General features: G+C 59.6%; 26 protein-coding genes and 1 pseudogene. 12 read left to right on the top strand and 15 right to left on the bottom strand.

Annotated elements, in window-relative coordinates:
• Positions 1 to 21: 21 nt before the first annotated feature.
• Positions 22 to 312 (top strand): hypothetical protein, encoded by a 291-nt coding sequence (locus tag AC0V6L_RS02195; protein ID WP_486152713.1) that lies wholly within the window; start codon positions 22 to 24, stop codon positions 310 to 312.
• Positions 313 to 615: 303 nt separating this feature from the next.
• On the opposite strand, the gene pufM is transcribed toward AC0V6L_RS02195, so the two are convergent.
• From pufM to AC0V6L_RS02150, 9 genes are all read right to left on the bottom strand, one after another.
• On the bottom strand, positions 616 to 1,539 hold the full coding sequence (gene pufM, locus AC0V6L_RS02190; RefSeq protein ID WP_486147712.1) for a photosynthetic reaction center subunit M: 924 nt from the start codon (positions 1,537 to 1,539) through the stop codon (positions 616 to 618).
• A gap of 14 nt (positions 1,540 to 1,553) precedes the next feature.
• Positions 1,554 to 2,378 (bottom strand): photosynthetic reaction center subunit L, encoded by an 825-nt coding sequence (pufL, locus tag AC0V6L_RS02185; RefSeq protein WP_486147710.1) that lies wholly within the window; start codon positions 2,376 to 2,378, stop codon positions 1,554 to 1,556.
• 97 nt (positions 2,379 to 2,475) lie between these two features.
• Positions 2,476 to 2,682, bottom strand: a complete 207-nt coding sequence (gene pufA, locus AC0V6L_RS02180) for a light-harvesting antenna LH1, alpha subunit (RefSeq protein ID WP_486147708.1) — start codon at positions 2,680 to 2,682, stop codon at positions 2,476 to 2,478.
• 85 nt (positions 2,683 to 2,767) lie between these two features.
• Positions 2,768 to 2,920, bottom strand: coding sequence for a light-harvesting antenna LH1, beta subunit (gene pufB / locus AC0V6L_RS02175; protein WP_486147706.1), 153 nt, complete (start codon positions 2,918 to 2,920; stop codon positions 2,768 to 2,770).
• Between the two features lie 180 nt (positions 2,921 to 3,100).
• Complete coding sequence (gene bchZ, locus AC0V6L_RS02170; protein ID WP_486152711.1) at positions 3,101 to 4,585, bottom strand: chlorophyllide a reductase subunit Z; 1,485 nt, start codon at positions 4,583 to 4,585, stop codon at positions 3,101 to 3,103.
• Entirely contained in the window at positions 4,582 to 6,120 is a 1,539-nt protein-coding gene (gene bchY, locus AC0V6L_RS02165; protein WP_486152709.1) for a chlorophyllide a reductase subunit Y, read from the bottom strand. Before bchY ends, bchZ begins: the two co-directional genes overlap by 4 nt.
• On the bottom strand, positions 6,120 to 7,109 hold the full coding sequence (locus tag AC0V6L_RS02160) for a chlorophyllide a reductase iron protein subunit X (protein WP_486147700.1): 990 nt from the start codon (positions 7,107 to 7,109) through the stop codon (positions 6,120 to 6,122). The genes bchY and AC0V6L_RS02160 overlap by 1 nt, the downstream gene beginning before the upstream one ends.
• Positions 7,106 to 8,041 carry a chlorophyll synthesis pathway protein BchC gene (gene bchC / locus AC0V6L_RS02155; RefSeq protein WP_486152707.1) on the bottom strand — a complete coding sequence of 312 codons (936 nt, stop codon included), beginning with the start codon at positions 8,039 to 8,041 and terminating at the stop codon, positions 7,106 to 7,108. The genes AC0V6L_RS02160 and bchC overlap by 4 nt, the downstream gene beginning before the upstream one ends.
• Before the next feature lie 143 nt (positions 8,042 to 8,184).
• A complete protein-coding gene (locus AC0V6L_RS02150; RefSeq protein WP_486152705.1) occupies positions 8,185 to 9,309 on the bottom strand; it encodes a methyltransferase in 1,125 nt (374 codons plus the stop codon).
• A gap of 99 nt (positions 9,310 to 9,408) precedes the next feature.
• Here AC0V6L_RS02150 and crtD point away from each other — a divergent pair, with 99 nt between their 5' ends.
• Together crtD and AC0V6L_RS02140 are read left to right on the top strand one after the other, a co-directional pair.
• The gene (gene crtD / locus AC0V6L_RS02145; protein WP_486152703.1) at positions 9,409 to 11,013 is read left to right on the top strand and encodes a 1-hydroxycarotenoid 3,4-desaturase CrtD; all 1,605 of its coding nucleotides are present in this window, start codon (positions 9,409 to 9,411) and stop codon (positions 11,011 to 11,013) included.
• A 119-nt stretch (positions 11,014 to 11,132) separates the two neighbouring features.
• Positions 11,133 to 11,852 (top strand): hydroxyneurosporene dehydrogenase, encoded by a 720-nt coding sequence (locus AC0V6L_RS02140; RefSeq protein WP_486147692.1) that lies wholly within the window; start codon positions 11,133 to 11,135, stop codon positions 11,850 to 11,852.
• 5 nt (positions 11,853 to 11,857) lie between these two features.
• Here AC0V6L_RS02140 and AC0V6L_RS02135 read toward each other — a convergent pair whose 3' ends face one another.
• The 5 genes from AC0V6L_RS02135 to AC0V6L_RS02115 form a co-directional block, all read right to left on the bottom strand.
• Positions 11,858 to 12,022 (bottom strand): hypothetical protein, encoded by a 165-nt coding sequence (locus tag AC0V6L_RS02135; RefSeq protein WP_486152701.1) that lies wholly within the window; start codon positions 12,020 to 12,022, stop codon positions 11,858 to 11,860.
• Entirely contained in the window at positions 12,019 to 12,924 is a 906-nt protein-coding gene (bchO, locus tag AC0V6L_RS02130; protein WP_486152699.1) for an alpha/beta fold hydrolase BchO, read from the bottom strand. The genes AC0V6L_RS02135 and bchO overlap by 4 nt, the downstream gene beginning before the upstream one ends.
• On the bottom strand, positions 12,921 to 14,699 hold the full coding sequence (locus AC0V6L_RS02125) for a magnesium chelatase subunit D (protein ID WP_486152697.1): 1,779 nt from the start codon (positions 14,697 to 14,699) through the stop codon (positions 12,921 to 12,923). The genes bchO and AC0V6L_RS02125 overlap by 4 nt, the downstream gene beginning before the upstream one ends.
• A complete protein-coding gene (locus AC0V6L_RS02120; protein ID WP_486147684.1) occupies positions 14,696 to 15,697 on the bottom strand; it encodes a magnesium chelatase ATPase subunit I in 1,002 nt (333 codons plus the stop codon). The genes AC0V6L_RS02125 and AC0V6L_RS02120 overlap by 4 nt, the downstream gene beginning before the upstream one ends.
• A gap of 101 nt (positions 15,698 to 15,798) precedes the next feature.
• Positions 15,799 to 17,517: an ABC transporter permease gene (locus AC0V6L_RS02115; RefSeq protein WP_486152696.1), complete on the bottom strand. Its 1,719-nt coding sequence runs from the start codon at positions 17,515 to 17,517 to the stop codon at positions 15,799 to 15,801.
• A 77-nt stretch (positions 17,518 to 17,594) separates the two neighbouring features.
• Here AC0V6L_RS02115 and AC0V6L_RS02110 point away from each other — a divergent pair, with 77 nt between their 5' ends.
• The 7 genes from AC0V6L_RS02110 (at position 17,595) to AC0V6L_RS02080 (ending at position 22,979) form a co-directional block, all read left to right on the top strand.
• Positions 17,595 to 17,840 (top strand): ATP-binding cassette domain-containing protein, encoded by a 246-nt coding sequence (locus tag AC0V6L_RS02110; protein WP_486152694.1) that lies wholly within the window; start codon positions 17,595 to 17,597, stop codon positions 17,838 to 17,840.
• The gene (locus AC0V6L_RS02105) at positions 17,840 to 18,613 is read left to right on the top strand and encodes an ABC transporter ATP-binding protein (RefSeq protein WP_486152692.1); all 774 of its coding nucleotides are present in this window, start codon (positions 17,840 to 17,842) and stop codon (positions 18,611 to 18,613) included. Before AC0V6L_RS02110 ends, AC0V6L_RS02105 begins: the two co-directional genes overlap by 1 nt.
• 61 nt (positions 18,614 to 18,674) lie before the next feature.
• A complete protein-coding gene (locus AC0V6L_RS02100; RefSeq protein WP_486152690.1) occupies positions 18,675 to 19,742 on the top strand; it encodes a Fe(3+) ABC transporter substrate-binding protein in 1,068 nt (355 codons plus the stop codon).
• A 152-nt stretch (positions 19,743 to 19,894) separates the two neighbouring features.
• Positions 19,895 to 20,710 (top strand): ferredoxin--NADP reductase, encoded by an 816-nt coding sequence (locus AC0V6L_RS02095; protein WP_486152688.1) that lies wholly within the window; start codon positions 19,895 to 19,897, stop codon positions 20,708 to 20,710.
• Positions 20,711 to 20,755: 45 nt separating this feature from the next.
• Positions 20,756 to 21,325: a YdeI/OmpD-associated family protein gene (locus AC0V6L_RS02090; protein WP_486152686.1), complete on the top strand. Its 570-nt coding sequence runs from the start codon at positions 20,756 to 20,758 to the stop codon at positions 21,323 to 21,325.
• A 136-nt stretch (positions 21,326 to 21,461) separates the two neighbouring features.
• Entirely contained in the window at positions 21,462 to 22,604 is a 1,143-nt protein-coding gene (locus AC0V6L_RS02085; protein ID WP_486152684.1) for an acyl-CoA dehydrogenase family protein, read from the top strand.
• A 6-nt stretch (positions 22,605 to 22,610) separates the two neighbouring features.
• A complete protein-coding gene (locus tag AC0V6L_RS02080; protein ID WP_486152682.1) occupies positions 22,611 to 22,979 on the top strand; it encodes a hypothetical protein in 369 nt (122 codons plus the stop codon).
• A gap of 50 nt (positions 22,980 to 23,029) precedes the next feature.
• Here AC0V6L_RS02080 and AC0V6L_RS02075 read toward each other — a convergent pair whose 3' ends face one another.
• The gene (locus AC0V6L_RS02075; protein ID WP_486152680.1) at positions 23,030 to 23,317 is read right to left on the bottom strand and encodes a GIY-YIG nuclease family protein; all 288 of its coding nucleotides are present in this window, start codon (positions 23,315 to 23,317) and stop codon (positions 23,030 to 23,032) included.
• A gap of 90 nt (positions 23,318 to 23,407) precedes the next feature.
• Here AC0V6L_RS02075 and AC0V6L_RS02070 point away from each other — a divergent pair, with 90 nt between their 5' ends.
• Positions 23,408 to 24,148: an SDR family NAD(P)-dependent oxidoreductase gene (locus tag AC0V6L_RS02070; protein ID WP_486152678.1), complete on the top strand. Its 741-nt coding sequence runs from the start codon at positions 23,408 to 23,410 to the stop codon at positions 24,146 to 24,148.
• Between the two features lie 260 nt (positions 24,149 to 24,408).
• Positions 24,409 to 25,427 (top strand): annotated as a pseudogene (locus AC0V6L_RS02065) (aldo/keto reductase).
• The last annotated feature ends 68 nt before the right edge of the window (positions 25,428 to 25,495 follow it).

Here is a 25,495-nt window from a genome sequence, read left to right as displayed (position 1 = left end):
TTTGAAAAGCAAAGCCCATCCATGACTGACAGCGCCATCCACTGGTTGTTCAGCGCCGGACACAGCGCGGACATTGTGCTGGGCGTGCTGGCGGCCGAGGCTTTATGGCTGCGCACACGCTGCTGGGATTGGGGCCCGATTTTGGGGCTGCTTGGACCGGCGGCGTTGATCGTGCTTGGTCTGCGCGCCGCGATGGTCGGGGCAGAATGGTACTGGACCGCGCTGCCGCTGGCGCTGTCTTTTCCGGTGCACATCATGGATATCAAGCTGCGCGAACGTGCGGCTGCGCAGGCGGAACCCGGAGAGGACTGAACGGGTTCAGTAGGTCAGGCCTGTTTGGAGCTGGGTTGGGGCCAGGTTGAGTAAGGGGCCACCGGGCTCTTCTGCTGGCGAATGCCAAGGCCCCAGAACATTTCCCGCTGCCGTTTAAGGCCCAGCCGGTCGCCGCTTCCGCTGTGACCCCGCACACAGCAGACCTTCGCTAACCTAAATTCCGCCCACGAAAAAGCCCGGCATCTCAAACGAGAGAGGCCGGGCTTCGGGGAAGGCCTTTTGCGGTTCAGGGGAAGATCCGCATCACCCCCTTGGCCGCATCAGGCCATCAGGTAAGCTGCATCATTTGGGCGCGTAATAATGCTCTTGCGCCCAGACATACCAGTTATCGACCACTGTGCCGGTCAGCAGAATGCCGATGCCGCCTGTCAGCGTCGTCAGCACTGCAAACCACCATGCCCAGCGGTGGATCGATTCCATCGTGGCGTTAAAGCCCATGGTCCAGCGCCAGAACAGGCCGGCTCGCTCCGATGCTGTGCCGCGATCAGTGATCTGCTCGATCTCACGTTCGCCGCCATACCGGCCCACAGCAAGGATCGTCGCGCCGTGCATCGCGAACAGGATTGCCGATCCATACAGGAAGACAATCGAGAGCGCGTGGAATGGATTGTAGAACAGATTGCCGTAAATCAGCGAGAAATTGTTCGTCCAATCCAGATGCGGGAAAATGCCATAAGGCACCGCTTCGGCCCAGCTGCCCATCAGAAGCGGGCGGATAAAGCCCAGCACTGCAAACAGCCATACAGCCGACGAAAACGCCCAGAAGATATGCAGCCCCATGCCCAAAGCTTTGGCCCGGTAATACGTCCGCGCCAGCCAGCACAGAACTGAGATCGACAGGAACGCGCCGGTCATGATGAACCAGCCGCCCTCATTCAGGGGCACAAACGGGCTAAAGCCATATTCGGGGCCGGGAGGATCAAGCGAGAGCCAGAAAAACTCGCGCATGAAACCTTGCGGGCTCCAATTGACGTCCGCTGCCATATTCAGGCCGATAATCATGATCGCTGCGCCGCCAAAGGCGAAGGACATTAGGCCAAGCCAGCCCAGATAGATCGGACCAAGCTGCGCTTGTCCAAATTTGCCCATCCAATAGCTGTATCCCGTGATCGGAATACGCGGCTCGCTGCCGTCAATATGCGGCACGCCCGCTTCGGGAGCGGCTTTGACCTGGATCTGGGTGAAGATGTTTTGATATGTAGCCATTGCTTATTTACTCCTCACGACCAGACCGGAATTTCTTTCCACCAGTCCCACCAATCGACCCAGCTTCCTGTGACCAGCGTGCCTGAAATCACGATGCAGACCGCGCTCCAGAACCCGGCGCTCAAAGCGAGGAACAGGCCAACGCGGTGAATGCCCAATGTGCCGACCGAATAGCCGATGAAATCGCGGAAATAGGTGTCTTCATATTCCGGTGTTTTGACATCTGTGCCTTCTGACGGGTTCACCGCCGACAGCACCAGACCGCCATGCAATGCCAGCGCGAGGCAGTTCGTAAAGAAGAACGTGATCGCCAGCATGTGAACCGGATTATAGTGGAAATTCACAAACATATATCCGGTGTTCGAAACCCAATCGAGGTGGCTCCAAATGCCGTAGGGAAATCCGTGTCCCCATGCGCCCATCCAGAACGGCCGGATCACATTGAGTGTCACATAGGCAAACACGGCCACCGAAAAGGCGATCGGGATATGATAGCCCATGCCTAGCTTGCGGCTGATTTCGGCCTGACGGCCAACCCACGAACCAAACGCGACAACCGCGCAGATCGTGATGATCTGCCAGTATCCGCCTTCAGCCATCGGAGCGATAGCCAGGCCTGCGTCAATCGGAGGCGGCTGAATATCGATCAGCCAGGGGTTTAAAGTGGGGCCTTCGGCAGCGGCTGCAAAAATCAGCATCGTGCCAAGAAGAGCGCTGATGGCCGCCGTCACTCCAAAGAAGCCGACATAAAACGGGCCAACCCAGAAATCAAAAAGGTCGCCGCCGATCAATGTGCCACCGCGCACGCGGTATTTCCGCTCAAAACTAAGGAGCGCCATAGGTCCATCCTTCCCGCCCGAGAGGCGGGTTCTAGAAATTTGTAGCCAATGTTAGGAGGCAGGCAGGCGAACCTGCCCCCTCACATTATGGTCTGCTTTAGCTGTTCGTCGGAAGTTCCGACGGAGCTGCGGCTGCTGCTGTTGTCACAGCAGGACCAGCGCCCTTGATTTGGGAATCATCGAGCCAGTTGTACTTGTCCGTGCTGAGCAGGATGAAGTGGATGGTGAATGCCAACACTGCGAGTGCGACATGCAGGCCAACCAGTGCCCGGCGGATATCGAAATAGAGCCAAATTCTCCACATGAGAAAATTCCTTAAAAGTTGTCAGTTGCAAGTGAGCCGGCAGACACAGGCAAAGCCCAGCGCATCCGGCGCAACAAAGCGCTGATTAAAGTGGGAACCAGGGCTTATCGAAATACACGAGAGCGTGTGCGACAAGCGCGATGGCCACATAGAGGCCAAAAGTGCCCATGAAACCCTTGTGGATTTCCTGCGCTTCTTCCGACGTCAGGTGAACCCCGACGCGATCCGGATCATTCATTGATAATCTCCGTTCTTTGCTGTTGGAGTGAAGGCAAAGCCTCCGGTCGACATCCCCGCGTGATCCCCCACGTGGATTGGATGTGCCCGATCCCCAGGCAAATTCGGTTATTCAAAAGATTGGCAAGAGCGCGCGCGCAAAGCTGCGGCTGCGATACAGTCGGCGCTGGAAGGGCAGCGATCATGCGCTTTCTCCTTCCAATTGCGGCGCTTTTGCAAAAGCGGCGAGGCAGTCCAGTGTCACTTCGGTTTTGCCGCGCCCTCGGGCTGCGGTTTCAGCGGCATCGCGCATGCGTTTGGCCGCAGAAATCCGCACCAGAACGGGCTGAGCTTCGACTAATGCGTCAAGCTGTGCTTTCGCGTCTCTAGTCCAGGATACTTCTTGTTCGATGCGCGCTGGCGTGGCCTGTGCGCGGTCCATTTCGGTGCCGAGCGGCAGGATATGGAACAATGCATCAAACAGCGCATTGCACACTTCCTGCACCAGATAGGTTGCGCCGGCATATCCCATAAACGGTGTGCCAGTGTGGCGGCGGATCGCAGCGCCGGGGAAGCTTGCAGGGATAAATTGGCCTTGAGGTCCAAACCCTTGCCCGCCTGATGCGCTGGCAGCCTCGGCCATATACATGCGTTCGTTATAGCTGCCAAAGACCACCAATGGCGGGTTCGCATGGATTGCGGCGCGCACGTCGTCATTGGCAGTTTTAACCCCGGCTACCCTTGCAAAATCGAAACTGCAGGGCAGGCCCATATCGCCTTCGAGAAACATGCGAATGCCGCGCGCATAGGTTTCATTTGCGACAATGCCGAAGCTGGCCGTGCCGAAGAAATCCTGCGTCACAGAACGCCACAAATCCCACAAAGGTTTGATCGTGGTGTGCTTTTCACGCTCGATAAAGGGTTCCGGATCAAGGCCGAGTTCTTCGCCCAGAGCGCGCAGGAATTTGGTGGTGGACGTGAGGCCGATAGGGGCCTGGAAATAGGGCCGCTCCAACGTCTCGCACAGGTTCCGGCCAAATTCGCGGTACATGCAGACATTGGCATCCGCCGTGCCAAGCTGGCGGATATCGGCAAGATGGCTGCCCAATGGGAAGACCATGCCAATTTCAGCGCCAATCCCCTCGACCAGACGGCGGATTTCCGCCAGATCCGATGGCATATTGAACATGCCATAAGACGGGCCAATAATGTTGACGCGCGGCTTTTCACCCTCTTTGCGAGGCTTGGGCTTAACCGCTTTTTTGGGGCCAAACTCGGTCCATAGCCATGTTAGCGCACGGTCGGCGCTTTCCCACTGATCTTCATCAATGGTGCGCGGCAGGAAGCGCTTGATATTCGTGCCTTCGGGCGTCACGCCGCCGCCAATCATTTCGGCAATGGAGCCGGTGACCACTACGGCAGGCAATTCTGTATCGAGCGCTTTCCACGCGCGCTTCATTGCGCCTTCGGTGCCGGTTTTGCCCAGCTCTTCCTCGCCCAGGCCTGTGACCACAATTGGCAATTCGTGTGGGGGAAGGGCATCGGTGTAGTGCAGCACGGATGTGACTGGCAGGTTTTCGCAGCCGACCGGGCCATCAATGATGACCTGCAAGCCTTTGACAGCTGTAAAGACGTAAGTTGCGCCCCAATATCCGCCAGCGCGATCATGATCGAGGACAAGGGTCATGTGCCCACCGCCTCGGACGCTTTGCGCGCCGCTTCGTTCAATGCTGCGTATTTCTTGCGGAATTTGGGCCGGTCCACCGGCACATCTTCCCAAACGCCGGCTGCGTGATCGGTGCCGACGCCTTTGAAAAAGTCGCGCATTTTATCGAACCGATCCTTATTCGATATGGCCGCATTCACGACCTGCGCGAGGCTCCCGGCGCCTGCCGGACCCATAAGGGGGCGCGCCGAGATTAAATTGGTGAAGTAAAGCGAAGGAATGGCTTTCGCCTTCGCGTGCTGCACCACCGGGGTGGTGCCGACCGCCAGATCGGGTTTGAATTCATCCACTGCGGCAATATCGTCTTCGAGGCTGGCGCGGAAATTGACATGGGTGCCGCGCGCTTCAAGCCATTCGCGGTCAGCGGCAGACCACTTCGTTTGCGGGCACGCGCTACCGACATAGGGCACATCTGCGCCGCTTTCGATCAAGAGCCGCGCGACCAGCAATTCAGAGCCTTCATAGCCCGAAACGGTGATCCGGCCTTTGATCGGCATCTGCGCCAAAGCGCCTTTGCAGGCGCCGATCATCGCGTTTTTGACGCTGTCGACTTTACCTTGAGCAATGCCAAGCGTGTCGCCAACCGATTGCAGCCACGCAGCCGTGCCATCCGCGCCGACGGGCGCAGAGCCGATGATCGGGCGGCCAGCGGTTTCAAATTCGCGAATGCTGGCGGTGTAGAATGGGTGGATCGCGGCCACCGCTGCGCAATCGAGCGCAGAATACAATTCGCGCCATTCGCGTGTTGGGACAACCGGACCAGCCGACAGGCCAAGGGGTTCGAGCATTTGCCCGATCACCACAGGGTCTGCTGGAAACATTTCGCCAAGCAGCGTGATCGATGGTTTGTCCGAGCGCTCTTTCGGCGCGGCGACAGGTCCAGCGGCCACTTCCTCACGCGCATATTTCAGCATCGCGCCGGCGAGCACGTCTTTCGCCTCTGCATGGGTTGGGATGCCAAAGCCAGGCACATCAATGCCGATAATGCGCACGCCGTCGATCTGGTCTGGCAGCAGGCGCAAAGGCACACCGCTGGCCGTGGGAACGCACAGATTTGTCACCACGATGGTGTCGTAAAGCTCAGGATCGGCGAGATCTTCGACCGCTTCCTTGATGTCCTCAAACAGCTTGCCTGTGACCAATGTCTCAGATGAAAACGGCACATAGCCAACCGTGCGCCGCGCGCCGTAAAAGTGCGAGGTGAAAGTGAGGCCGTAAACGCAGCACGCGCTGCCCGAAAGCACAGTCGCGGTGCGCTTCATCCGCAGGCCCACACGAAGCGAGCCAAAGGCGGGGCACATGCTTTGCGGTTGATCATGCGGCCCGCGTTCCGGATCGACCGGATAATCAGCCGCATATTGATCGAGGATATCGCTCTTGCCCGCCTTGCGCGCCGCGTCCTTCATGGTCGCTTTGCTTGAGCAGCCGCCTTCGGCCGAACCAAGGTCCAGCGTGTCAGGGGCGCGTTTCGCGTTCGAGGCGGGACCGTCAGCCATCAAACCTCGTCGTAGATCACTTCGAGTGATGGCTTTTCTTCAAAGATACCGCCGCGCATATCGGCCTGGGTGGCCGGGATCAGCTCAACATTTCCGCCCGTTTCTTCCGGGCTGAACAGGTCGAGCAGGCCATCCTGGTCCAAGGGAGAGGGCTGGCGCGGCGGAGCCGATGCGACGTTTTCGGCTAAAGTCTCAAACAGACTCGCCCATTCGCCGCCTGGCTTTCCGATAATCTGGTAATTGGCTGATTTGCGGCGAATATCTTCATCCGCAGGAATTGCTGTGAGGACGGGAATATCGACCGCTTCGGCAAAGGCCTGCGCTTCGCCTGTGCCGTCATCCTTGTTCACGATCATGCCGGCAACGCCGACATTGCCGCCCATTTTGCGGAAATATTCAACCGCGTGGCACACATTGTTGGCGACATAGAGCGATTGCAGATCGTTCGAGCCGACCACGATCACTTTTTGGCACATGTCGCGCGCAATCGGCAGGCCGAACCCGCCGCACACCACATCGCCGAGGAAATCGAGCAGGACATAGTCAAAGCCCCATTCGTGAAAGCCCAATTTCTCAAGCAATTCAAAGCCGTGAATAATCCCGCGTCCGCCGCAGCCCCGGCCAACTTCTGGCCCGCCAAGCTCCATCGCGAACACACCGTCACGCTGGAAGCACACATCTTCGATGGTAACTTCTTCGCCTGCGAGTTTCTTCTTGGAGGACGTTTCGATGATGGTCGGGCATGATTTGCCGCCGAATAGCAGACTGGTCGTGTCCGATTTTGGATCGCAGCCGATTAGCAAAACACGCTTGCCCTGCTGCGCCATCATATAGCTGAGATTGGACAGCGCAAAACTTTTGCCCGAACCGCCTTTGCCATAAATCGCGATAACCTGCGTTTCGCTGGTCGCTTCGCCCGTGTGGACGGGGTCCGGTTCCTGAGCGGCTTCTTCTCGCAGTGCTTCTGCCTGGGATTCCAGCATGGTCATGCGTTATCGCTCCAATCGAGTATCATTTTAAGGCAATCGGGATCGGTAAAGGCCTGCGGATAGGCTTCATCCGCTTGGCTCGCCGGACGGCGCGTGGTGATGAGGCCGCCCAGATTGAGCGAGCCCGCCTCGATCAGATCGCGCGTGGCGGCGAGATCAGCGGGCTGCCATTCCGCGGCAATGCGCAGGCGCGCCTCTTTCATAAAGGCTGCGGCAAAGCCGAAATCCACACGGCCTGCGTAAAAGCCTGCCAGTGTAACTTCGCCGCCTTTATCAAGCCTGCCGATCAAAGTGTCCAAGATAGCCGCATCGCCGCTTGCGTCGTAAATCGCGCGGTAATCGCGGTGCGCGTCATCTTCGGGCGCGATCACGTGATAACCTTCCGCGCCAGAGCGGCGGTGTTCCTGCGTCTCCCACACGACAGGGGCAGGCGCGCCCATTGCGATGGTCAGCCGGGCGAGCAAGCGCCCCAGAACGCCGTGTCCGATAATCAGATCAGGCGGACTGCCGCCAGCAATGGCGTGCAACGCGGTGGCGGATAAAGCGCACAAGACGCCCGCTTCGCCAATGTCTTCAGGGATGGGGAACGCCTTGGCAGAGGGGATCACGACCTTGCTGGCTGTGCCGCCGAACAATCCGCGCGCGCCTTGGTAGCAATTGGCGCCGGGCACAAACACCCAATCACCAATTCGGCCGCGTACATCCACGCCTGCATCAACCACGCGGCCAATGCTCTCATATCCGGGGACAAGCGGGTAACCCATGCCGGGAAATTGCGGCATATTGCCTGTCCAAAGCAGCCGTTCCGTGCCCGAGCTTACGCCGCTCCACTGGATATCGACCACCACATCACCAGAGCCAACCGGCGCAAGCTCGAGCGTCCGCAGCGCCAGGCGCTTTGGTTCCTCAAGTATGACGGCCAGTGTGTCCATGCTGGGCATTCGCTCCTGTTTTTGGCGCATTCTGCATCGGGTGGGCCGCATTTGTTGCGACTCATGCAAGCTGAATGGCACCTTTCAATGTGTTAAGTACGCCCCACAATCTAAAGTGTCAAACCAAACGGACACATTTACCGTCAGGCTACGGCGACAATGATGCTGGCGATGACCGGTTGCGCGGTTGCGACGGTCTGAATGCGCGCAAATCCGGCGGTTTTGAGCATCCGCGTAATCTCGTCAGCGCTGCGAGGGCGGCCGGAGCCCATGGCCCACAGATAAAAGCCGAAAAATGCCTCTCCCATAGCCTCTGCTCCGGGCACCTGTGCCATCGGCTCTGCGATCATCAGGCGCGCGCCGGGGGCCAGGCTTTTGTGGATTGCGTTGAGGATGGATTGCGCCGGGCCATCATCGTGATCGTGCAGAATGCGAACGAGCGAGACGAGGTCATACCCGGTGGGAATGGGATCGCTGAAGAAATTGCCGGGATGCGCTGTGATCCGCTCTTCGCCGAGCACTGCGCCTGCTTCACGCGCGCCGTTTTCCACAACCTGCGGCAAATCAAACAGGCCAAATTGCAGATCGGGATACACCGCGCCGACGCGGGTGATGAACGCGCCATGCCCGCCGCCAACGTCCAGATGCTTGCCCGTGCGCGGAAAGGAAAACGAGGCGAGCACCTGATCCGCCACGAATTTCTGCGATGATGCCATCAGCTGCGAATATTCATGCGTGTCTTCCCCGCGCTGAGCCGATCCGCGCAGTGCGCCTGCGTAAGACCAGAACTGCGACAACTGCGTGGGCTCCGCGCGATCGGCGCGCAACATGGCGAGCGGGTCTGCGCCATCGGCGTATAGCAGCCGGTGATGGCGCACCATTGCCTGCGTCCCCGGATCGGCATCAAGCACCGCGCCCTGTTCGCCCAGCATCCATTGATCGGGCAGCACTTCCTGCGAAAGCATCAAGGACCGGGCCGCGCGCAGCAAAGTGAGCGCTGCCTCTTCGCTCAGATCAATACGCTGCGCCACTGTCTTTGCATCCAGCGGGCCATCGCGCAGCACGCCAAGCAGATCGGCATCCACCACGGCGCGCAGCACCTGATAATAGGAAAAGCCCACCACCACATCGAACATCGCGCCTGCGCGCGCTCTTGCAATGCGGCTTACCCCCGGAATGCGTGCGGCCCAATATTGAAAGCGCGGATGGGCAAACAGCCGATTGCGCCGGGCCACCATGCGGACCTTAAACGGGCGGGGAGACGTCATGCTGAGCCGAAATTACACATAATATGTCCAAATGATTGGACAGTTGTGATAGTAAGGTCAATAAGATTGTCGCCGCACGCGGCACTGTGGAGAGATTCGGTGAGCGAGAAAGTCGCAATTATCGGAGCAGGGATTGGCGGGCTATCCAGCGCCGCATTGCTTGCCTCGCGCGGCTTTGATGTGACGGTTTTCGAAAAAGAAACATGGGTCGGCGGTAAAGCCCGTGAGGTTGATGTCGCAGGCGCAAAAGTCGCTGGCGGTCCCACCGTTTTCACCATGCGCGATGTGTTTGACGGCATCTTTCGCGAATGCGGGGCGCGGCTGTCCGATCATCTTGACGTGCGTCAGGCCGAAGTGATTGCGCGCCATGCGTGGGCCCATGAGGGAAGCGGAGGGGCAAAAGACCGGCTTGATCTGTTTGCCGATCCCATCCGCTCAGAAGAAGCCATTGGCGATTTTGCAGGCGCAAAAGCAGCCGCAGGCTATCGCAATTTCCGCCACGAGGCGCGGCGCATTTTCGATGTGCTGGATGAGCCATTTCTGCGCGGCAAAGCGGCCAGCACCCCGTTCCCTATGATGTGGCGCATCGGGCTGTGGCGGCTTGATGCGATGATGGCGATGCGCCCGTTTGACAATTATTGGAAAGCCTTGGGCCAGCATTTTGCCGATCCGCGTTTGCAGCAATTGTTCGGCCGTTATGCGACCTATTGCGGATCATCGCCTTACCGCTCGCCTGCCACATTGATGCTGATCGCGCATACAGAAGCGCGCGGGGTCTGGGTGATTGATGGCGGCATTCATGCTTTGGCCGGGGCGCTGCGCACTCTGGCTGAGGGCAAAGGCGCGACAATCAAAACCGGGCAAGCCGTCACGCATATCCTCAGCAAAGGAGGCTCTGCGTGCGGGGTGGAGCTTGCCAATGGCGAACAGATCGCCGCCGATATGGTTATCGCCAACGCTGATCCATCCGCGCTTGGCACGGGCCGATTTGGCAAAGCGGCCGCAAAGGCTGTCCCCGCTCTGCCGCCCAAGAAACGCTCTTTGTCCGCGCTGGTCTGGTACGGATACGGCAAGACATCGGGCTTTCCGCTTCAGCATCACAACGTCTTTTTCTCACCCGATTACGCCCGCGAATTTCGCGAGATTGCGAGCGGGCAAACCCCCAGCGAGCCCACCGCATATCTGTGCGCGATGGATCGCAGCGCGGCGCATGGCGAAGGGCGGCCCGCCGGATCGCGCAAAGCGGGCGAGGATGGGGCGGAACGCTTTCAGATCATCGTCAACGCACCCGCCAATGGCGACAGCCACGAATACACCCAACAGGAGAGAGACCTATGCACAAAAGCCATGAGGAACACGCTCCAACGATGCGGCCTGACACTCGAGGATCAAGCGGAATATTCGCTGGCGACACCGCAGGACTGGGAGAGCCTGTTCCCAGCCACGGGCGGAGCGCTTTACGGCAGAGCGTCGCACGGCTGGGCCGCTTCTTTCCAACGCCAGGGCCCGCGCACGCGGATGAAACGGCTTTACTGCGCAGGCGGAGCGACGCATCCATCCGCCGGCGTCCCGATGGCCGCCTTATCCGGCATTCTGGCAGCGAACACCATTCAACAGGACCGCGCTTCGACAAAGCAATTCCGCCCGGCGGCTACACCTGGTGGTATGTCGATGCCATCAGTGATGACGGGCAATACGGGCTGACGATTATCGGTTTTCTGGGCAGCGTTTTTTCGCCCTATTACAAGAAATCGGGACGGGGCGATCCGCTCAATCATGCATGCCTGAATGTCGCGCTGTATGGCCCGAACCAGCGCTGGGTTATGACCGAGCGGCCCTCTGCCAGCGTCACGCGCGATGCGTCCAATTTGCAGATTGGGCCAAGCGCGATGCGCTGGGATGGCAATGAATTGGTGATCGACATTGAAGAGCGCGACAAGCGGCTGTTCATCCCCGGCGGACGGCGCGTGTGCGGGCGCGTGCGAGTGATCCCCGAAGCGCTCAATCCCACATCCTTCACACTCGATGCTGCCAAACACCATGTCTGGCATTGCATGGCTCCGCGCGCGCGGATCGAAGTAGAGATGAAACAGCCCGGTTTTTCGTGGAGCGGCAAAGGGTATTTCGATCACAATCGCGGGGCTGAACCGCTGGAGGATGGCTTTCGCATCTGGCACTGGTCGCGCGCGCATATGAAACGCGGCGCGGTTGTCTGCTATGAAGGTGAGCGCACCGATGGATCGCTGTTTGCCAGCGCCATGCGCTTTAACGCCGAAGGTGTGCCAAGCGAGGTGGAATTGCCGCCGATTGCGCCGCTTTCCAAAAGCAAGTGGCGCATTGATCGGCGCACTCGCTCAGAGATTGGCGTCGCGCAGGTGCGCCGGACTTGGGAAGACACGCCTTTCTATGCCCGGTCAGAACTGGCATCAAAGCTCTACGGCGAAGAGGTCGTCGCGGTTCAGGAAAGCCTGGATATGCGCCGGTTCAGCAATCCGGTTGTGCAGGCCATGCTGCCTTACCGGATGCCGCGATCGCGCAAATAGGCTGATTATTCAGGCGCGCTCTCGTCTTCGCGCGCCTTTGCTTCTTCTTCTTTTTCGAGCCGCCGCGCGCGGGTCGCTTTCAATTCGCGGTCGGTTTTCCAATATTGCCATGCGGCAAACCCAATCGCAAAGCCGTAGAACAGCACAATCTCGATCCAACCGAAATTCATGGCACTGTTTGACGCTGCGATTGCCGCAGCGGCTGCAAAGCTGGTTCAATCAGGCTCATCACCTGCTCGGGGGCTTCTTCGTGTGCGAGGTGGCCGAGACCTTCGATCACATGCAAGGCGGAATGCGGCAGATATTCATTCGCCTCGCGCGCCCAATCGAGCGGGATGGCTTTGTCCTTGTCGGAATGGATCAGCGTTACGCTGTTGGCGATATCCGCCATCCGGGTGCGCAAAGTGGGCAGATCCCAGTTGGCCATCATGGCAAGCGCGCCTTTGGTGTGGCGCGGATTGCGCAGCAATTCGCCGTAGCATTTCAGCCCGGCCTCATCGATGACAGAGCCGGTTGCGCGGGCAAGGAACCGGTCCGCTTCGCCCGGCAAGGATGCAGCGCCCGAAAATATGCGAGGCACCAGCGGGTTGACGAACAATAGCTTGGCCAGTGCGGGAAAAACTTGCGCGGCGGGGCCGGGAAAGGGGCGCAGGGCTGAATTAAGTCCGATCACCGGGCCAGCGTATCCGTGATCGAGCGCCAATTGCAGCGCCAGCGCCGCGCCCGCCGAATGCCCGATAATCGCGGCGGGTTTGACCTCCAGCGTTTCCAAAAGATCAGCAATCGCGCTTGCCATGCGGGGTAATGACATGTCGTGCGGGCCGTGGCCGGATGTAAAGCCATGGCGAGGCAGGTCGGGCGCGATGACGCGCGCATTTTCAGCCAGCATTGGCATAATTCCGCGCCAGGAATGCACCGATGCGCCGGTCCCATGCAGCAACAATACGGGCGGATGCGCGGGATCGCCCATGCTTTGCACATGCCAGCGCGCGGCGCCTGCATCAATAAAAGCGCTTGTCTCGCGGTGCGGCCAGATCAGCCCCTCACGGCTCCAGGATAAAGCGCGGCTCACACCCGTTCTCGTGCCGAGGTTGACGCATCAATCGCAGCGTGCAGCGCTTTCGCATCGGCGCGGGGCAAAGCGAGGAACCGGGCCTGCATCGCTTCGGCCAAGGCTGGCCCTTCGCGTCCCGGCCTTGGCGCGATGTCAACAACCAGCGCATCAATTCCGGCGCGCGCAATCGCTTTGGCAGCTGCCTCGGCATCTTCGCCCGCCTGTTTGCGCCCCGGCGTGCCATCAGCAGCGATATTGGCGCGGCCATCGGTGAGCACGATCAGGCTGGCCGTGCGACCGCGCGCGATCACCGCCTCGGCTGCTTCGCGCGCGGCGTTTAGTCCCATGGCAAGCGGTGTTCCGCCGCCGCCGGGCAATTCGGCCAAAGCACGCCGGGCGCGAGTGAGCGAGCGGGTGGGAGGCAGCAGGACATCCGCGCTTTCCCCGCGAAAAGCGACCAGCGCGACCTCTGACCGGGTGACGTAAGCCTGGCCAAGCATCAGCTCAACCGCGCCTTTCGCCTCAGCCAGCCGGGCGGCGGCGGCAGAGCCAGAGGCATCGACAGCGAAGATGGTGACGCGCGCCGATTTCTCTTCAAAGCGGCGAATGCGCAAATCATCCTTGCGCACCTGAATGGCGGAAGCGTTTGCCTCAACTTCGCCTCTGCCCCCGCGATCTCCCTCGCGCCGGCGCGCTTCCTGCCACGGGACCGCCGCGCGCAAAGTGTCGATCAGAGCAAGCCGCGCACCGCCGCGCGGCATCCCCGGACGCGCGCCCAATGGCTTTCCGCGCAGGCCCGATTTCTTCTTTTGCCCCGACCCGCTGCCGCTCAAACGGCGCGGCGCATTGCCTTTGGCCAATTGGGCCAACAAATCAGCCGGGATCGCGGCAAGCGCGGCTTCGATCAGCATATCATCGGGCGGCGTGTCCGAATGGGCCGGATCAGCGTTGCTTTCTTCTCGGTCGCCCGGTTCAGGGGGAGGGGGCGGTTCGGGTGATGGATCGGGCGGGGGCGTGTCTGCTTGCGGAATTTGCGTCGCTCGCGGGGCCAGCACCAGGCGGACGGCAGCGGCAAGGTCTGCCTCCCCTGCTTTTGTGCGCCCGGCCAAGGCTGCATGCGCGCGCGCTGCATGCCCTGCGAAAATCAGCGGACGGATGCCTGCCACGCCCAAAGCAGCAGCAGTGGCGGCGAGCGCTTGCAAATCATCCTGTGCCAGCGGGGCCACCGCAGAAAGAGGCGTTTTGGAAGGCGAGGGCAGGGCAATCCCTTCCCGGCAGCGCGAGGCGGACAGATCGCAGTGAAACGCCAGCCTTTGGCTCAAACAATCGGGCGGGGCATCCTCGTCATCCACGCTGTCATCGAGCGCGATCAACGCGGCTGTTCCTGCATCGAGTGCCTGCGCCAGCCGGCCTGCGAGCGCGCTTTCGCAGCGTTCGGCCATGGGCAGCACCAGCGCGGCGCCTGCTGCATGAGCTTCTTCGAGCAATCCGGTTTGCTGCACCGGTTTTCCCGCAGCAAGGCTGGCGGCGATATCGACGCCGCCCATTAGGCGCGCATCATCAATATGAGCGGGCAAGCGGCGGCGCGGCACCGCGTCACCCAGCGCGATGAGCAAGGCATCGCGCGCGGGGCCAGCGCCGCGCAGAACCATACCGCCAAACAGGTGAGGGCTGCTGACAAACAGCCGCGCTGCCAATCGCGCATCGCGGGCCGCGTCCCCCAAGGGCGCATCGAGGGCCGCGTCCCCCAAGGGCGCATCAAGCTCAAGGTTCGATGCGCCGCGCTGTGTCATCCGAACAGTTCATCAAGCGCGCGAGTGATGCGCACCGTTGATCCCGTCTCATCCAGAACATCGCGGCGCAAACGGTGGCGCAGGGCCAGCGGCGCAATCGCAATGAGATGCTCACGCCGCACCGATTTCGCGTTCGAAAGCGCAGCAAAAGCGCGCGCTGCCCGCATCAGGGTAAGCTCTCCGCGCAGGCCATCTGCGCCCACGGCCAGGCACAATTCTGCACAATCGCGCAAAATGTCCTCACCCGGTTCAAGCTTGGCAAGTTTGGTTTTTCCGCGCGCGATTTGTTTGAGGATTTTTGTATCTTCACCGGCCCATTCGTCTGCAAAGCCTGCCGGATCGCTTTCATTGCGGGCCACGCGTTTCATAATCGCGATGCGCGTTTCAATCTCGGGCGGGGTGCGCACATCAACCGACAATCCGAACCGGTCAAGCAATTGCGGGCGCAATTCACCTTCTTCAGGATTGCCGCTGCCGATCAACACGAATTTGGCCGGGTGCCGCACCGAAAGCCCTTCGCGCTCCACCACATTTTCGCCCGATGCCGCCACATCCAGCAGCAGATCGACCAGGTGATCTTCGAGCAGGTTAATCTCATCTATGTATAAAAACCCGCGATGCGCCTTGGCGAGAAGGCCCGGCTCAAAACCCTTTTCGCCTGATCGCAGCGCGCGTTCCAGATCGAGCGAGCCGATCACCCTATCCTCGGTCGCGCCCAGTGGCATGTCGATGAAAGGGACCGCGCGTTTGCGCAAAGGGCCAGTGCCGCACACATCGGGATAGAGCGCCTGATCGTCCGCCGAGCAGCCATAAACGCAATCCTTGATCGCGGTGATTGGCGGCAGCAATGCAGCGAGCGCGCGCGCAGCGGTGGATTTGCCCGTGCCGCGATCGCCAAACACCATGACCCCGCCAATGCCCGGATCGACCGCAGCGATTAGCAAAGCCTGCTTCATCTCGTCCTGACCGACGATGGCTGAAAAAGGGAAACGCGCCATAGGTTCAGCCTTTTGGACGAGCCACGCGCATTGGACAAGCATGGATGACAATTTTGCCTGACACTTGGCTGGATTGGACCAATTTGAGGCAGTATTGCGGGTTAGCTGCTGCGCCCACTTGTCCGGTTAAGCAGCAGGACAGGCAGCAATCCCGCCGCCAGAAGGATGAGCGCTGGCACTGATGCCTCCACCAGCCGTTCATCGCTCGCCAGCCTGTAAGTGCGGGTGGCGAGCGTTTCCAGATTGAACGGGCGCAGGATCAGCGTTGCGGGCAATTCGCGCAAAGTGTCGATCAGCACCAACGCACCGGCAGCGGCAAGGCTGGGGCTGAGCAAAGGCACATAAATGCGCGCCAGCACGCGGGCAGGGCGCGCGCCCAAAGACCGCGCGGCAGCATCAAGGCTGGGCGGGATTTTCGCCATCCCGCTGTCGAGCGCGTTGTAAGCGACAGTGAGAAACCGGACCGATAAAGCATAGATCAAAATAAGGCTGGTGCCGGTTAAAATCAGTCCGCCTGTGTAGGATGTGCCATCGCGCAAAGCGCGCGTCAGGCTTTGGTCGAACGCTCCCAATGGCGCGAGCAAGCCCACCGCCAGAAGCGCGCCGGGCAAGGCATATCCCAAAGTCGCCACCCTAATGGCGCTGCGCCCGAATATGCCCGCTGAACGCGTCTTGGTAAACACCAGCACCAATGCCGCTGTGCAGCATAGCAAAGCGCTCGCTATGCCAAGCCACGCGCTGCCGCGAGCATAAGCGCCCAGATCGCGCGCGGCGGCGATCGCGGGGTCGGTTATCGCCATGGCGGATAACGTGATAGCGGGCACTGCAAACCCCAGCAGCACCGGGATCAGACAGGCGGCGCATGCAAGCGCTTTGCCCACTGGTGAAAGCGTCACCAGTGCACCCGGCCGCGCGCCGCCTGGTCCATCGCGGCTGTCGCTGCGTCCGCGCCGGGTGATCGCCTCGAATGCGACCAGTGCGATCACAAACACCAGCATGATCGCGGCCAATCCCATCGCCGCCTGTTTGTCGCCCATGGCCAGCCAGCTGCGGAAAATGCCGGTGGAAAATGTGGGGATCGCAAAGTAATCCGCGACCCCGAAATCGGCGAGCACTTCCATCAAGACCAGCGCCAATCCCCCCGCAATCGCCGGGCGCGCACCGGGCAGGGCAATGCGGGTAAAAGCCGCCAAAGGCTTTGCGCCAAGGCTGCGCGCGGCCTGAAACTGGGTGATGCTTTGCGCGGCAAAAGATGCGCGGGCGAGCAGGTAGACGTAAGGATACAGCACCAGCCCAAGGATCACTCCGCCGCCCCAAAGCGAGCGGATTTGCGGAAAATCATAATCCCCCACGCCCCAGCCCGTCAGCGCGCGCAGGCCGCTTTGCACAGGGCCTGCAAAATCGAGCAGATCGGCATAGAGATAGGCCGCGATATAGGATGGCACAGCCAGCGGCAGGACCAGCGCCCACGACAATATGCGCCGCCCCGGAAAATCTGCCGCGCTCACCAGCCAGGCACAGCCCGTGCCCACCACCACCGCAATCCCCCCTGCAATCGCCATTAAAGCGGCGGTGTTGGCGATGTATTGGGGCAAAACGGTGCTTGCCAGATGGCTGATTGCGGCGCTTTCGCCTCCTGGCAGAGCAAACGGAACAGCCAGCAAGATGGCGATAATCGGCACAGCGGCCAGAGCAGCGATAAGCGCAGCGCTGATGGCCCACCCATCTATTGCAAGGCGGGGCCGGGCTGCATGGGCGCGCGTTGAAGCGGCGGCTAAGGGCGATTGCGGCGTTTCGCCAGCAAGGCTTGCCCCGGCCATACTCTCTTGCCTAAAGCGGCGCATTATCGCGCCCGCCGCTCAGAACAATGCCCCAAAGGACATATACGCCGCCCATCATGTCGCTTGAATTTCGCCATATTGCCCATGCTTACGGCCCGCTAGCAGCGCTTGAGGATATTGAGCTTACCGCGCCATCGGGTGAGATTACGTGCCTGCTTGGCGCGTCGGGCTGCGGGAAGTCAACCTTGCTGGGATTGGCGGCCGGTCTTTTGCCCGTGCAGACAGGCGCGATTGTGTGGGACGGAGACGTGCTGGCGGATGAAGCGCGCAGCCCCCACCTGAAGAGCGCCCTGTCGGTCTGATGTTTCAGGATGGCGCGCTGTTTCCGCACATGACTTTGGCGGGCAATGTCGGTTTTGGCTTGCCGCGCGCGCGGCGCGGTGAAGCGGAGGAATGGCTGGGGCGCGTGGGGCTTGATGGCTTAGGCAAACGCTATCCGCATCAGCTTTCCGGCGGGCAACAGCAGCGCGCCGCCTTGGCGCGGGCTATGGCGCCCGAGCCGCCTGTGCTCTTGATGGATGAACCCTTTGCCAGCGTCGATATTGTCCTTCGCCGCCGCCTGCGCCGCGATTGCCGCACCATTTTGAAAGCGAGCGGCACAACCGTTCTGCTTGTCACGCATGACCCTGTCGAAGCGCTCGACATGGCCGATCACATCGCGGTGATGGAGGAGGGGCGGATTGTGCAGTTCGGCACGCCGTCACAATTGCACGAACACCCCGCAACGCCCGCAGTCGGCGCAATTTTCGGCGGCGCGCAGATTGTTACCGGCTGGCGCGCAGGGGCGGGGGTTGAATGCGATTTTGGCACGTTTGAAAGCGATTGTCTGACTGGCGCGGTGCCACAAAGCGATGAATTTGATCTGCTCATTTATGCCGATGCGGTGCGTTTGGCCGATGATGCAAAAGGGCTGTACGTGCGCGATTGTCATCCGCTGGGCGCGGCAACACGGGTGGTGCTGGTGGATGAGCAGGAACAGGAAATCACGGTTGAAACCCGCGCGGATGTTGATCCGGCGATGCGTTACCGGCTGGTGCCTGATGCGGGCAGCCTGCGCGCATTTGAGCGCAAATAGAGCTTGCACGGGGATAAATAATAATGCAAGTCATTCGCAACTAAGAAGACAAGGACGTTCCATGCATAAGACATTCACCGCTCGCATTGCCGGCATCGCTGGCCTTTGCGCGCTTTCGCTCACTGCCTGTTCCCCAAGCGAAACCGATGGTGATGCCCAGTCCGGCGAAGCGGCTGAGATCACGGGCGAGGTGAACCTGTATTCCTCGCGCCATTACGACACCGATCTGGCGCTTTATGAAGACTTCACTCGCGAAACCGGGATCAAAGTGAACCGGATCGAGGCCGATGCCGACGCATTGATCGAGCGCATTGCGAGCGAGGGGGAATTCAGCCAGGCTGATCTGCTCGTCACGGTTGATGCGGGCCGCTTGTGGCGCGCGGAAGAAGCGGGCGTGCTTGCCTCTGCCAAAAGCGCTGTGCTTGAAGAGCGCCTGCCCGAATATCTGCGCCACCCCGATGGGCTGTGGTTCGGCCTTTCCACCCGCGCGCGCGTGATCATTTACAATAAAGCTGCAGGCGTGCCCGAAGGTCTTGCCGATTATGCTGATCTGGCGGACCCTGCCTATAAAGGCGATATCTGCATGCGTTCTTCCTCCAACATCTACAATATCTCGCTGCTCGCCAGCGTGATCGCGCATCAGGGCGCGGATGCGGCAGAAGACTGGGCCAAAGGCGTGGTCGCCAATTTCAAGCGCGACCCGCAAGGCAATGACACTGCCAATATCGAAGCGGTGGCAAGCGGGGAATGCGGCATTTCCCTGGTCAACACATATTACCTCGCCCGGTTCGCAGGCGATGAGGAGAAAGCCGGATTGCTCGATCAGATCGGCGTGATTTTCCCCAATCAAGGTTCCACCGGAACGCATGTGAATGTCAGCGGCGCAGGCCTTGTCAAAACCGCGCCCAACCGGGAAAACGCCATCCGCTTCCTCGAATATCTCACGTCGCCAAGCGCTCAGAGCTATTTTGCTGATGGCAATAATGAATACCCCGCTGCCACGGGAACAAAGGCCAATTCGGCCGTCGAGGGGCTGGGCGAATTTACCCCTGACACTCTCAACCTGTCGGCATTGGGCCAAAACCAAACCCAAGCGGTGCAGATTTTTGACCGAGCCGGTTGGAACTGACGCACCGTGTGAAAGCGCGCTTTGCATCCTCCCTCTCTCCCTAACGGAGCAAGGCGCGCTTTCACCCCATATCACTAATCTACCTTGAAGAGCGGCGCGCATGGGTCCATTTGCGCTGCCAATTGAGAAATAACACCCAAAGGTAAGCCCAAGTGAACCAGCCCGTACTCGATCGCGACCAATTCACCGAAAGCGCTGCGCTTTCCGTTGAGACAGTGACGCATGTGCACCATTGGAACGACACGCTTTTCACTCTGAAAATGACCCGGCCTGCCAGCTTCCGTTTCCGCTCTGGCGAATTTGTGATGATTGGCCTGCCGCAGGACAATGGTAAGCCATTGCTGCGCGCCTATTCGGTCGCCTCGCCCAGCTATGATGAGGAACTGGAATTTCTCTCCATCAAAGTGGAAGATGGCCCGCTGACCTCGCGGCTTCAGCATATCAAGGTTGGCGATCCGATTTATCTTGGCAAGAAACCCACAGGCACTCTGGTTACCGATGCGCTGCTGCCGGGCAAGCGGCTCTTCATGCTGTCCACCGGTACGGGTCTGGCTCCGTTCCTTAGTCTCGCGCGCGATCCCGAAGTGTACGCCATGTTTGAAGAAATCATCGTGGTGCATTCGGTGCGCCAGGTGAACGATCTTGCGTACCGCGAGATGATGGAAACGAAGCTCGAAGGCGATCCGCTGCTCGAAGATGAAGACCGCGAACGCTTCATCTATGTGCCCACCGTAACGCGCGAAGATTTCCGCACACAGGGCCGCATTCAGGCGCTGATCGACGATGGCCGCCTGTTCGAACAATCCAAAGGCCCGCAGAAATTCGTGCCTGACGAAGACCGGGTGATGCTGTGCGGTTCGATGGCCATGATCAAAGATCACGCAGCCGACTTGGAGAAGCGCGGGTTCGAAGAAGGCGCAAACAACAAGCCTGGGCAGTTTGTGATCGAACGCGCATTTGTGGGGTGATGCCTAGCTCTCACGTCCGGTTTTGACCATTCTGAGCGATTTGCAATGGCACACACCTACGATCCAGAAAACGCGCTCCAAATCCGGCAGATCGACAATCTAAGGGCCTGGCTGGAAAAGAACGCCGGTCGTGAGACAGGCATCTGGATCGTTAGCTTCAAGAAGTCCCAAAAATATTTTGTACCATATGGCGATGTGCGCGATGAGGCGCTGTGTTTTGGCTGGATTGATTCCAAGAGTGAGCGAGTCGACAGCGAACGAACCGCGACGTGGCTCTCACCTCGCCGAGCTTTGAGTCCTTGGTCAGGTGTCAACAAGAGTAGGGTGGCTGCGCTTCGGGAGGCAGGTCGCATGACGCAATTGGGCGAACAAGCGATCCGTAATGCGGAGAAGGACGGGAGCTGGACCATTCTCGATGAAGCGTCAGCTCTTGTAGTCGCAGCTGATCTTGCTGACGCACTAGAAAACGAATGCGCTCGCGCAAGCTTCAACGCCTTGCCGCCGTCCAAGCGTCGCTCAATGCTTGAGGGAATAGCCCTAGCGAAAACGGCGAAGACGCGCGAAGTCCGGATCAAGAGGATCGTCCACGAGTGTTTGGCGTCCAGGAGTCCATGAAGTGTCGGCAACTGGGTCGCAAGCCGCCCGCCCGCAAACCGCACCCCCTCACTTGCATCTTTCGCGCTTGACGTCCCCGTAAACATGCGCTCCACTCGGTCCCAGAAAACAACTTATCTGGAAGAGGGATCTCCGCATGCTCGATACAGCCCACCGCACGGCCTATAACGAAGACCACGAAGCGTTCCGCGACACGGTTCGCAAGGTTCTGGGCGAACATATGGAGCCGTTCCTCGACCAACACGAGGAGGAGGGCATTGTCCCGCGCACCGCATGGAAAGCTCTGGGTGAAGCAGGGATGCTCTGCCCCACGGTTGCGGAGGAAAATGGCGGGCTGGGCCTCGATTTCGGCTTTAACTGCGTGCTTGCCGAAGAGCTATCATACATGGGCACGGCCGCTGGGTTTACGCTGCAAAACGATATCACGGTCAATTACTTCGAACGCCTTGGCAGCCCGGAGCAGAAGGAGAAATATCTGCCCGGTATGATTTCAGGCGACACGATCACCGCGATTGCGATGACAGAGCCGGGGGCGGGATCTGACCTTCAGGGGATCAAGACCACCGCGAAAGAGGATGGCAATCACCTCGTCATCAACGGGTCGAAAACCTATATCACCAATGGTCAGAACGCCGACGTGGTGATTGTGGTGGCAAAAACCGATCCCAATGCAGGCGCGAAAGGCACTTCGCTGATCCTTGTTGATGCAGACACTCCCGGATTTGAAAAGGGGCGCAATCTCGACAAGATCGGCCAGCATTCCGCTGATACATCCGAGCTGTTTTTTCAGGATGTGCGCGTGCCCAAAACCAATATTCTGGGCGGGGAGAACGCAGGCTTTATCCACCTTATGGAAGAGCTGCCGCAAGAACGCCTCTCCATCGCGGTATCTGCGCAAGGCGGCGCGCAGCGCGCGTTTGATGAAGCGGTCAATTTCACCAAGGATCGCAAGGCGTTTGGCAAGAGCGTGTTCGAATTTCAGAACACCAAATTCACGCTGGCTGATCTGCAAGCCAAGCTGCAAGTCGGCTGGGCGCATCTCGACTGGGCGATTTCGCGGCACCTGCGCGGAGAGCTGACTACGGGCGAGGCATCCTCTGCCAAACTGTGGCACACCGAAATGCAATGGGAAATGGTCGATGCCTGCCTCCAACTGCACGGCGGGGCGGGCTACATGAACGAATACGCGATTGCGAGGCTTTGGCGAGACGCGCGCGTGCAGCGCATCTATGGCGGCACGAGTGAGATTATGAAAGAAGTGATCTCACGGGAGATCTGAGCGGCGATGCAGAAATCCTGGCGAAAGATCAGAGATGCGATGCAAGTCTTCGCATCTTCAGAGGATGAGCAGAAGGCATTCATCCAAAGTGCAGGATTGCCGCTCTTGATTAAAGATGATCTGGCCGAGGACTTCAGCTTCCTCATCGAAACCATGGAGGCAAACGGAAAGAGCGCTGAGTTCAGCATCGATCAACTTGCCTTAATCAAGAGCATAGACAGAATACTGGATCAGAAATCGGGCAACGTGGACCTCGATTTTTGGCAAATGGGCAGTGCATCATGCATAGCTGGATGGGACGAGGTGAGGACCATGGCCAAAGATTACTTGGCTCTCGGCGTTACTGATGAACCCGAATTGTTCGCTGAGTTTTAACCGCGCTCCGCTCAGCCTGAGCTTGTCGAAGGCCATGCGCCTGCCCCGCCTCAAGACCGGGCACGCCCCCGCGCGAGCTCCGAAAGCAATTCCCAGTTGCCAACGATCAGGGCTTCCTTTTTGGCTCTGCTCCAGCCCTTGATTTGCCGCTCGGCGCTGAAGGCTTCGTCGCGTGTTGCGAAGCTTTCGGACCACACCAGCTCAATGGGCAAGCGCTTGGCTGTGTACCCGCCAAGGGTGCCGCTTTTGTGCTGCGACATTCGTGCTACCAGGTCGTCAGTGTGTCCAGTGTAGTAGCTACCATCGTTGCAGCGCAGGATGTAAGTGTGGAATTCCATCACTTTGTTGCTACCCTTGATGAATGGCCTTCGACAAGCTCAGGCTGAGCGGGTTTGGCTTTTTGGATGTAGGCCGTTTAAGGAACATTGATGACCAACCCCCTCGATTTTACCGGCAAGCGCGTTCTCATCATTGGCGGCTCATCCGGTATTGGCAATGGAATTGCGCAGAGCTTTCGCGCCGCTGGGGCTGAGGTCCATGTTACGGGCACTCGGCCTGATGAGGGCGACTACCTTGAGGCCGAGGACAGCGACCTTACCGGGCTTACCTATCATCAGCTCAACGTGATGGACCGCGATGCGGTGGATGGCCTGCCTGATGCCATGCTGGAGCCGCATGTCCTTATCCAAAGCCAAGGCACGGTGCGCTATGGTCGCGAAGAGTTTCAGCGCAAAGGCTGGGATGATGTCATCGATGTGAACCTCAATTCGGTGATGGATGTCGCGCGCGCGTTTCATTCCGGCCTTGCCGATACGGGCGGCACGATGATTGTGGTCAGCTCCGTTGCAGGGTTTAAATCGACCATGGGCACGCCTGCTTATGCCGCATCAAAACATGGCGCTGTGGGCCTTGTGAAGACATTGGGCGAAGCGTGGGCGAGGGACGGTATTCGCGTCAACGGCATTGCGCCGGGGCTGGTCCCGACCAAGCTGACCGCTGTCACCACCGAGCATCCGGAGCGATTGGAGGCGACGCTGAAATCCATACCTCTGCGCCGCGTCGGCACGCCCGAAGATATGGCGGGGGCAGCGCTTTTTCTCGCCTCGCCCTTAAGCGCCTATATCACCGGGCAGACATTGGTGGTCGATGGCGGTCTGACTTTGAGTTGAGCGCCCACGCGTCATGGCTTCGCCTCTGGCTTGCAGGGACGATATTGGCTTTCCTACAATACGAAAACCGGCCTAAGCGGCACACCTGTAAGGCCAGCAAAACGAGAAAAAAGTTGGAAAAGTGTCAACTTCGATATTTGGATAAGTTAGAAACAAAAACAAAGGTATAGGTCGAAAAAAGCTGGGTGACACGGTGTCACCTTTGTCAACTTCGCTGCGAAATATTATAGTAGTTTCGCGTAATAATCGGAGCATAACCCATGAAGTTCACGCGCCTCGGTAATTCTGGCCTCTCGGTATCGCGCCTGTGCCTTGGCTGCATGACCTATGGCGACAAGACCAAAGGTTGGCACGGCGATTGGCTGCTCGATGAGGAGGAGAGCCGCCCGTTTTTCAAGCAGGCGCTGGAGGCGGGGATCAACTTCTTCGACACAGCCAATGGTTATGCGGGCGGCACGTCCGAGGTGATTACGGGTAAGCTGCTTTCCGAAATGGCGAACCGCGATGAGATTGTGGTGGCGACCAAAGCGTTTATCCCGTGGCGCAACGCTCCTAATGCAGGCGGGTTATCGCGCAAATCCTTGATGCAGGCCGTTGATGACAGCCTTGGGCGGCTGGGCATGGAGTATGTCGATCTGTTCCAGATCCACCGCTGGGATGATGCAACGCCCATCGAGGAAACGATGGAGGCGCTTCACGACATCGTGAAAGCGGGCAAAGCGCGCTATATCGGCGCATCTTCGATGTATGCTTGGCAGTTTGCAAAAGCGCAGGAAACCGCCCGCGCGAATGGGTGGACCCGGTTCATATCCATGCAGAACCAGCTGAACCTCCTATACCGCGAAGAAGAGCGCGAAATGCTCCCCTTTGCCAAGACCAAGGCGTCGGTGTCATCCCGTGGAGCCCGCTGGCGCGCGGCCGTTTGGCGCGGCCTGTTGGTGAGGAGACGGTGCGCAGCAAAACCGATGGAGTTGGCAAAGCGATCTACCCCGAAGACGCCGCTGATGACGCGGTGATCGGCGCGCTAGAGGCCCTGTCCAACCAGCGCGGCGATGCCATGGCGAGCCTGGCTTTAGCGTGGCATTTCACCCGGGCGAGTGTTGCCGCCCCCATCATCGGCGCATCCAAACCGCACCATATCGAGGCAGCTGTGGCTGCACTCGACATCGCGCTGACGCCAGAGGAGATCGCGCCTTTGGAAGCGCCCTACCGGCCCAAAGCGCCCACTGCCATGGCCATGGGAATGCCCGCGATGGATCAGGTGAGCGTGCGGGGGTGAGGCAAGCGCGCAGCAGAGCGGCAAACAAACCGCTTTCCTACTCGATTGGTCAAAGCCTATGGCGCAAA

This window comes from Erythrobacter sp. JB1-15, assembly GCF_057365035.1.
The sequence above is the reverse complement of the archived record's forward strand: the minus strand, read 5'-3'. Positions and strand labels throughout refer to the sequence as shown.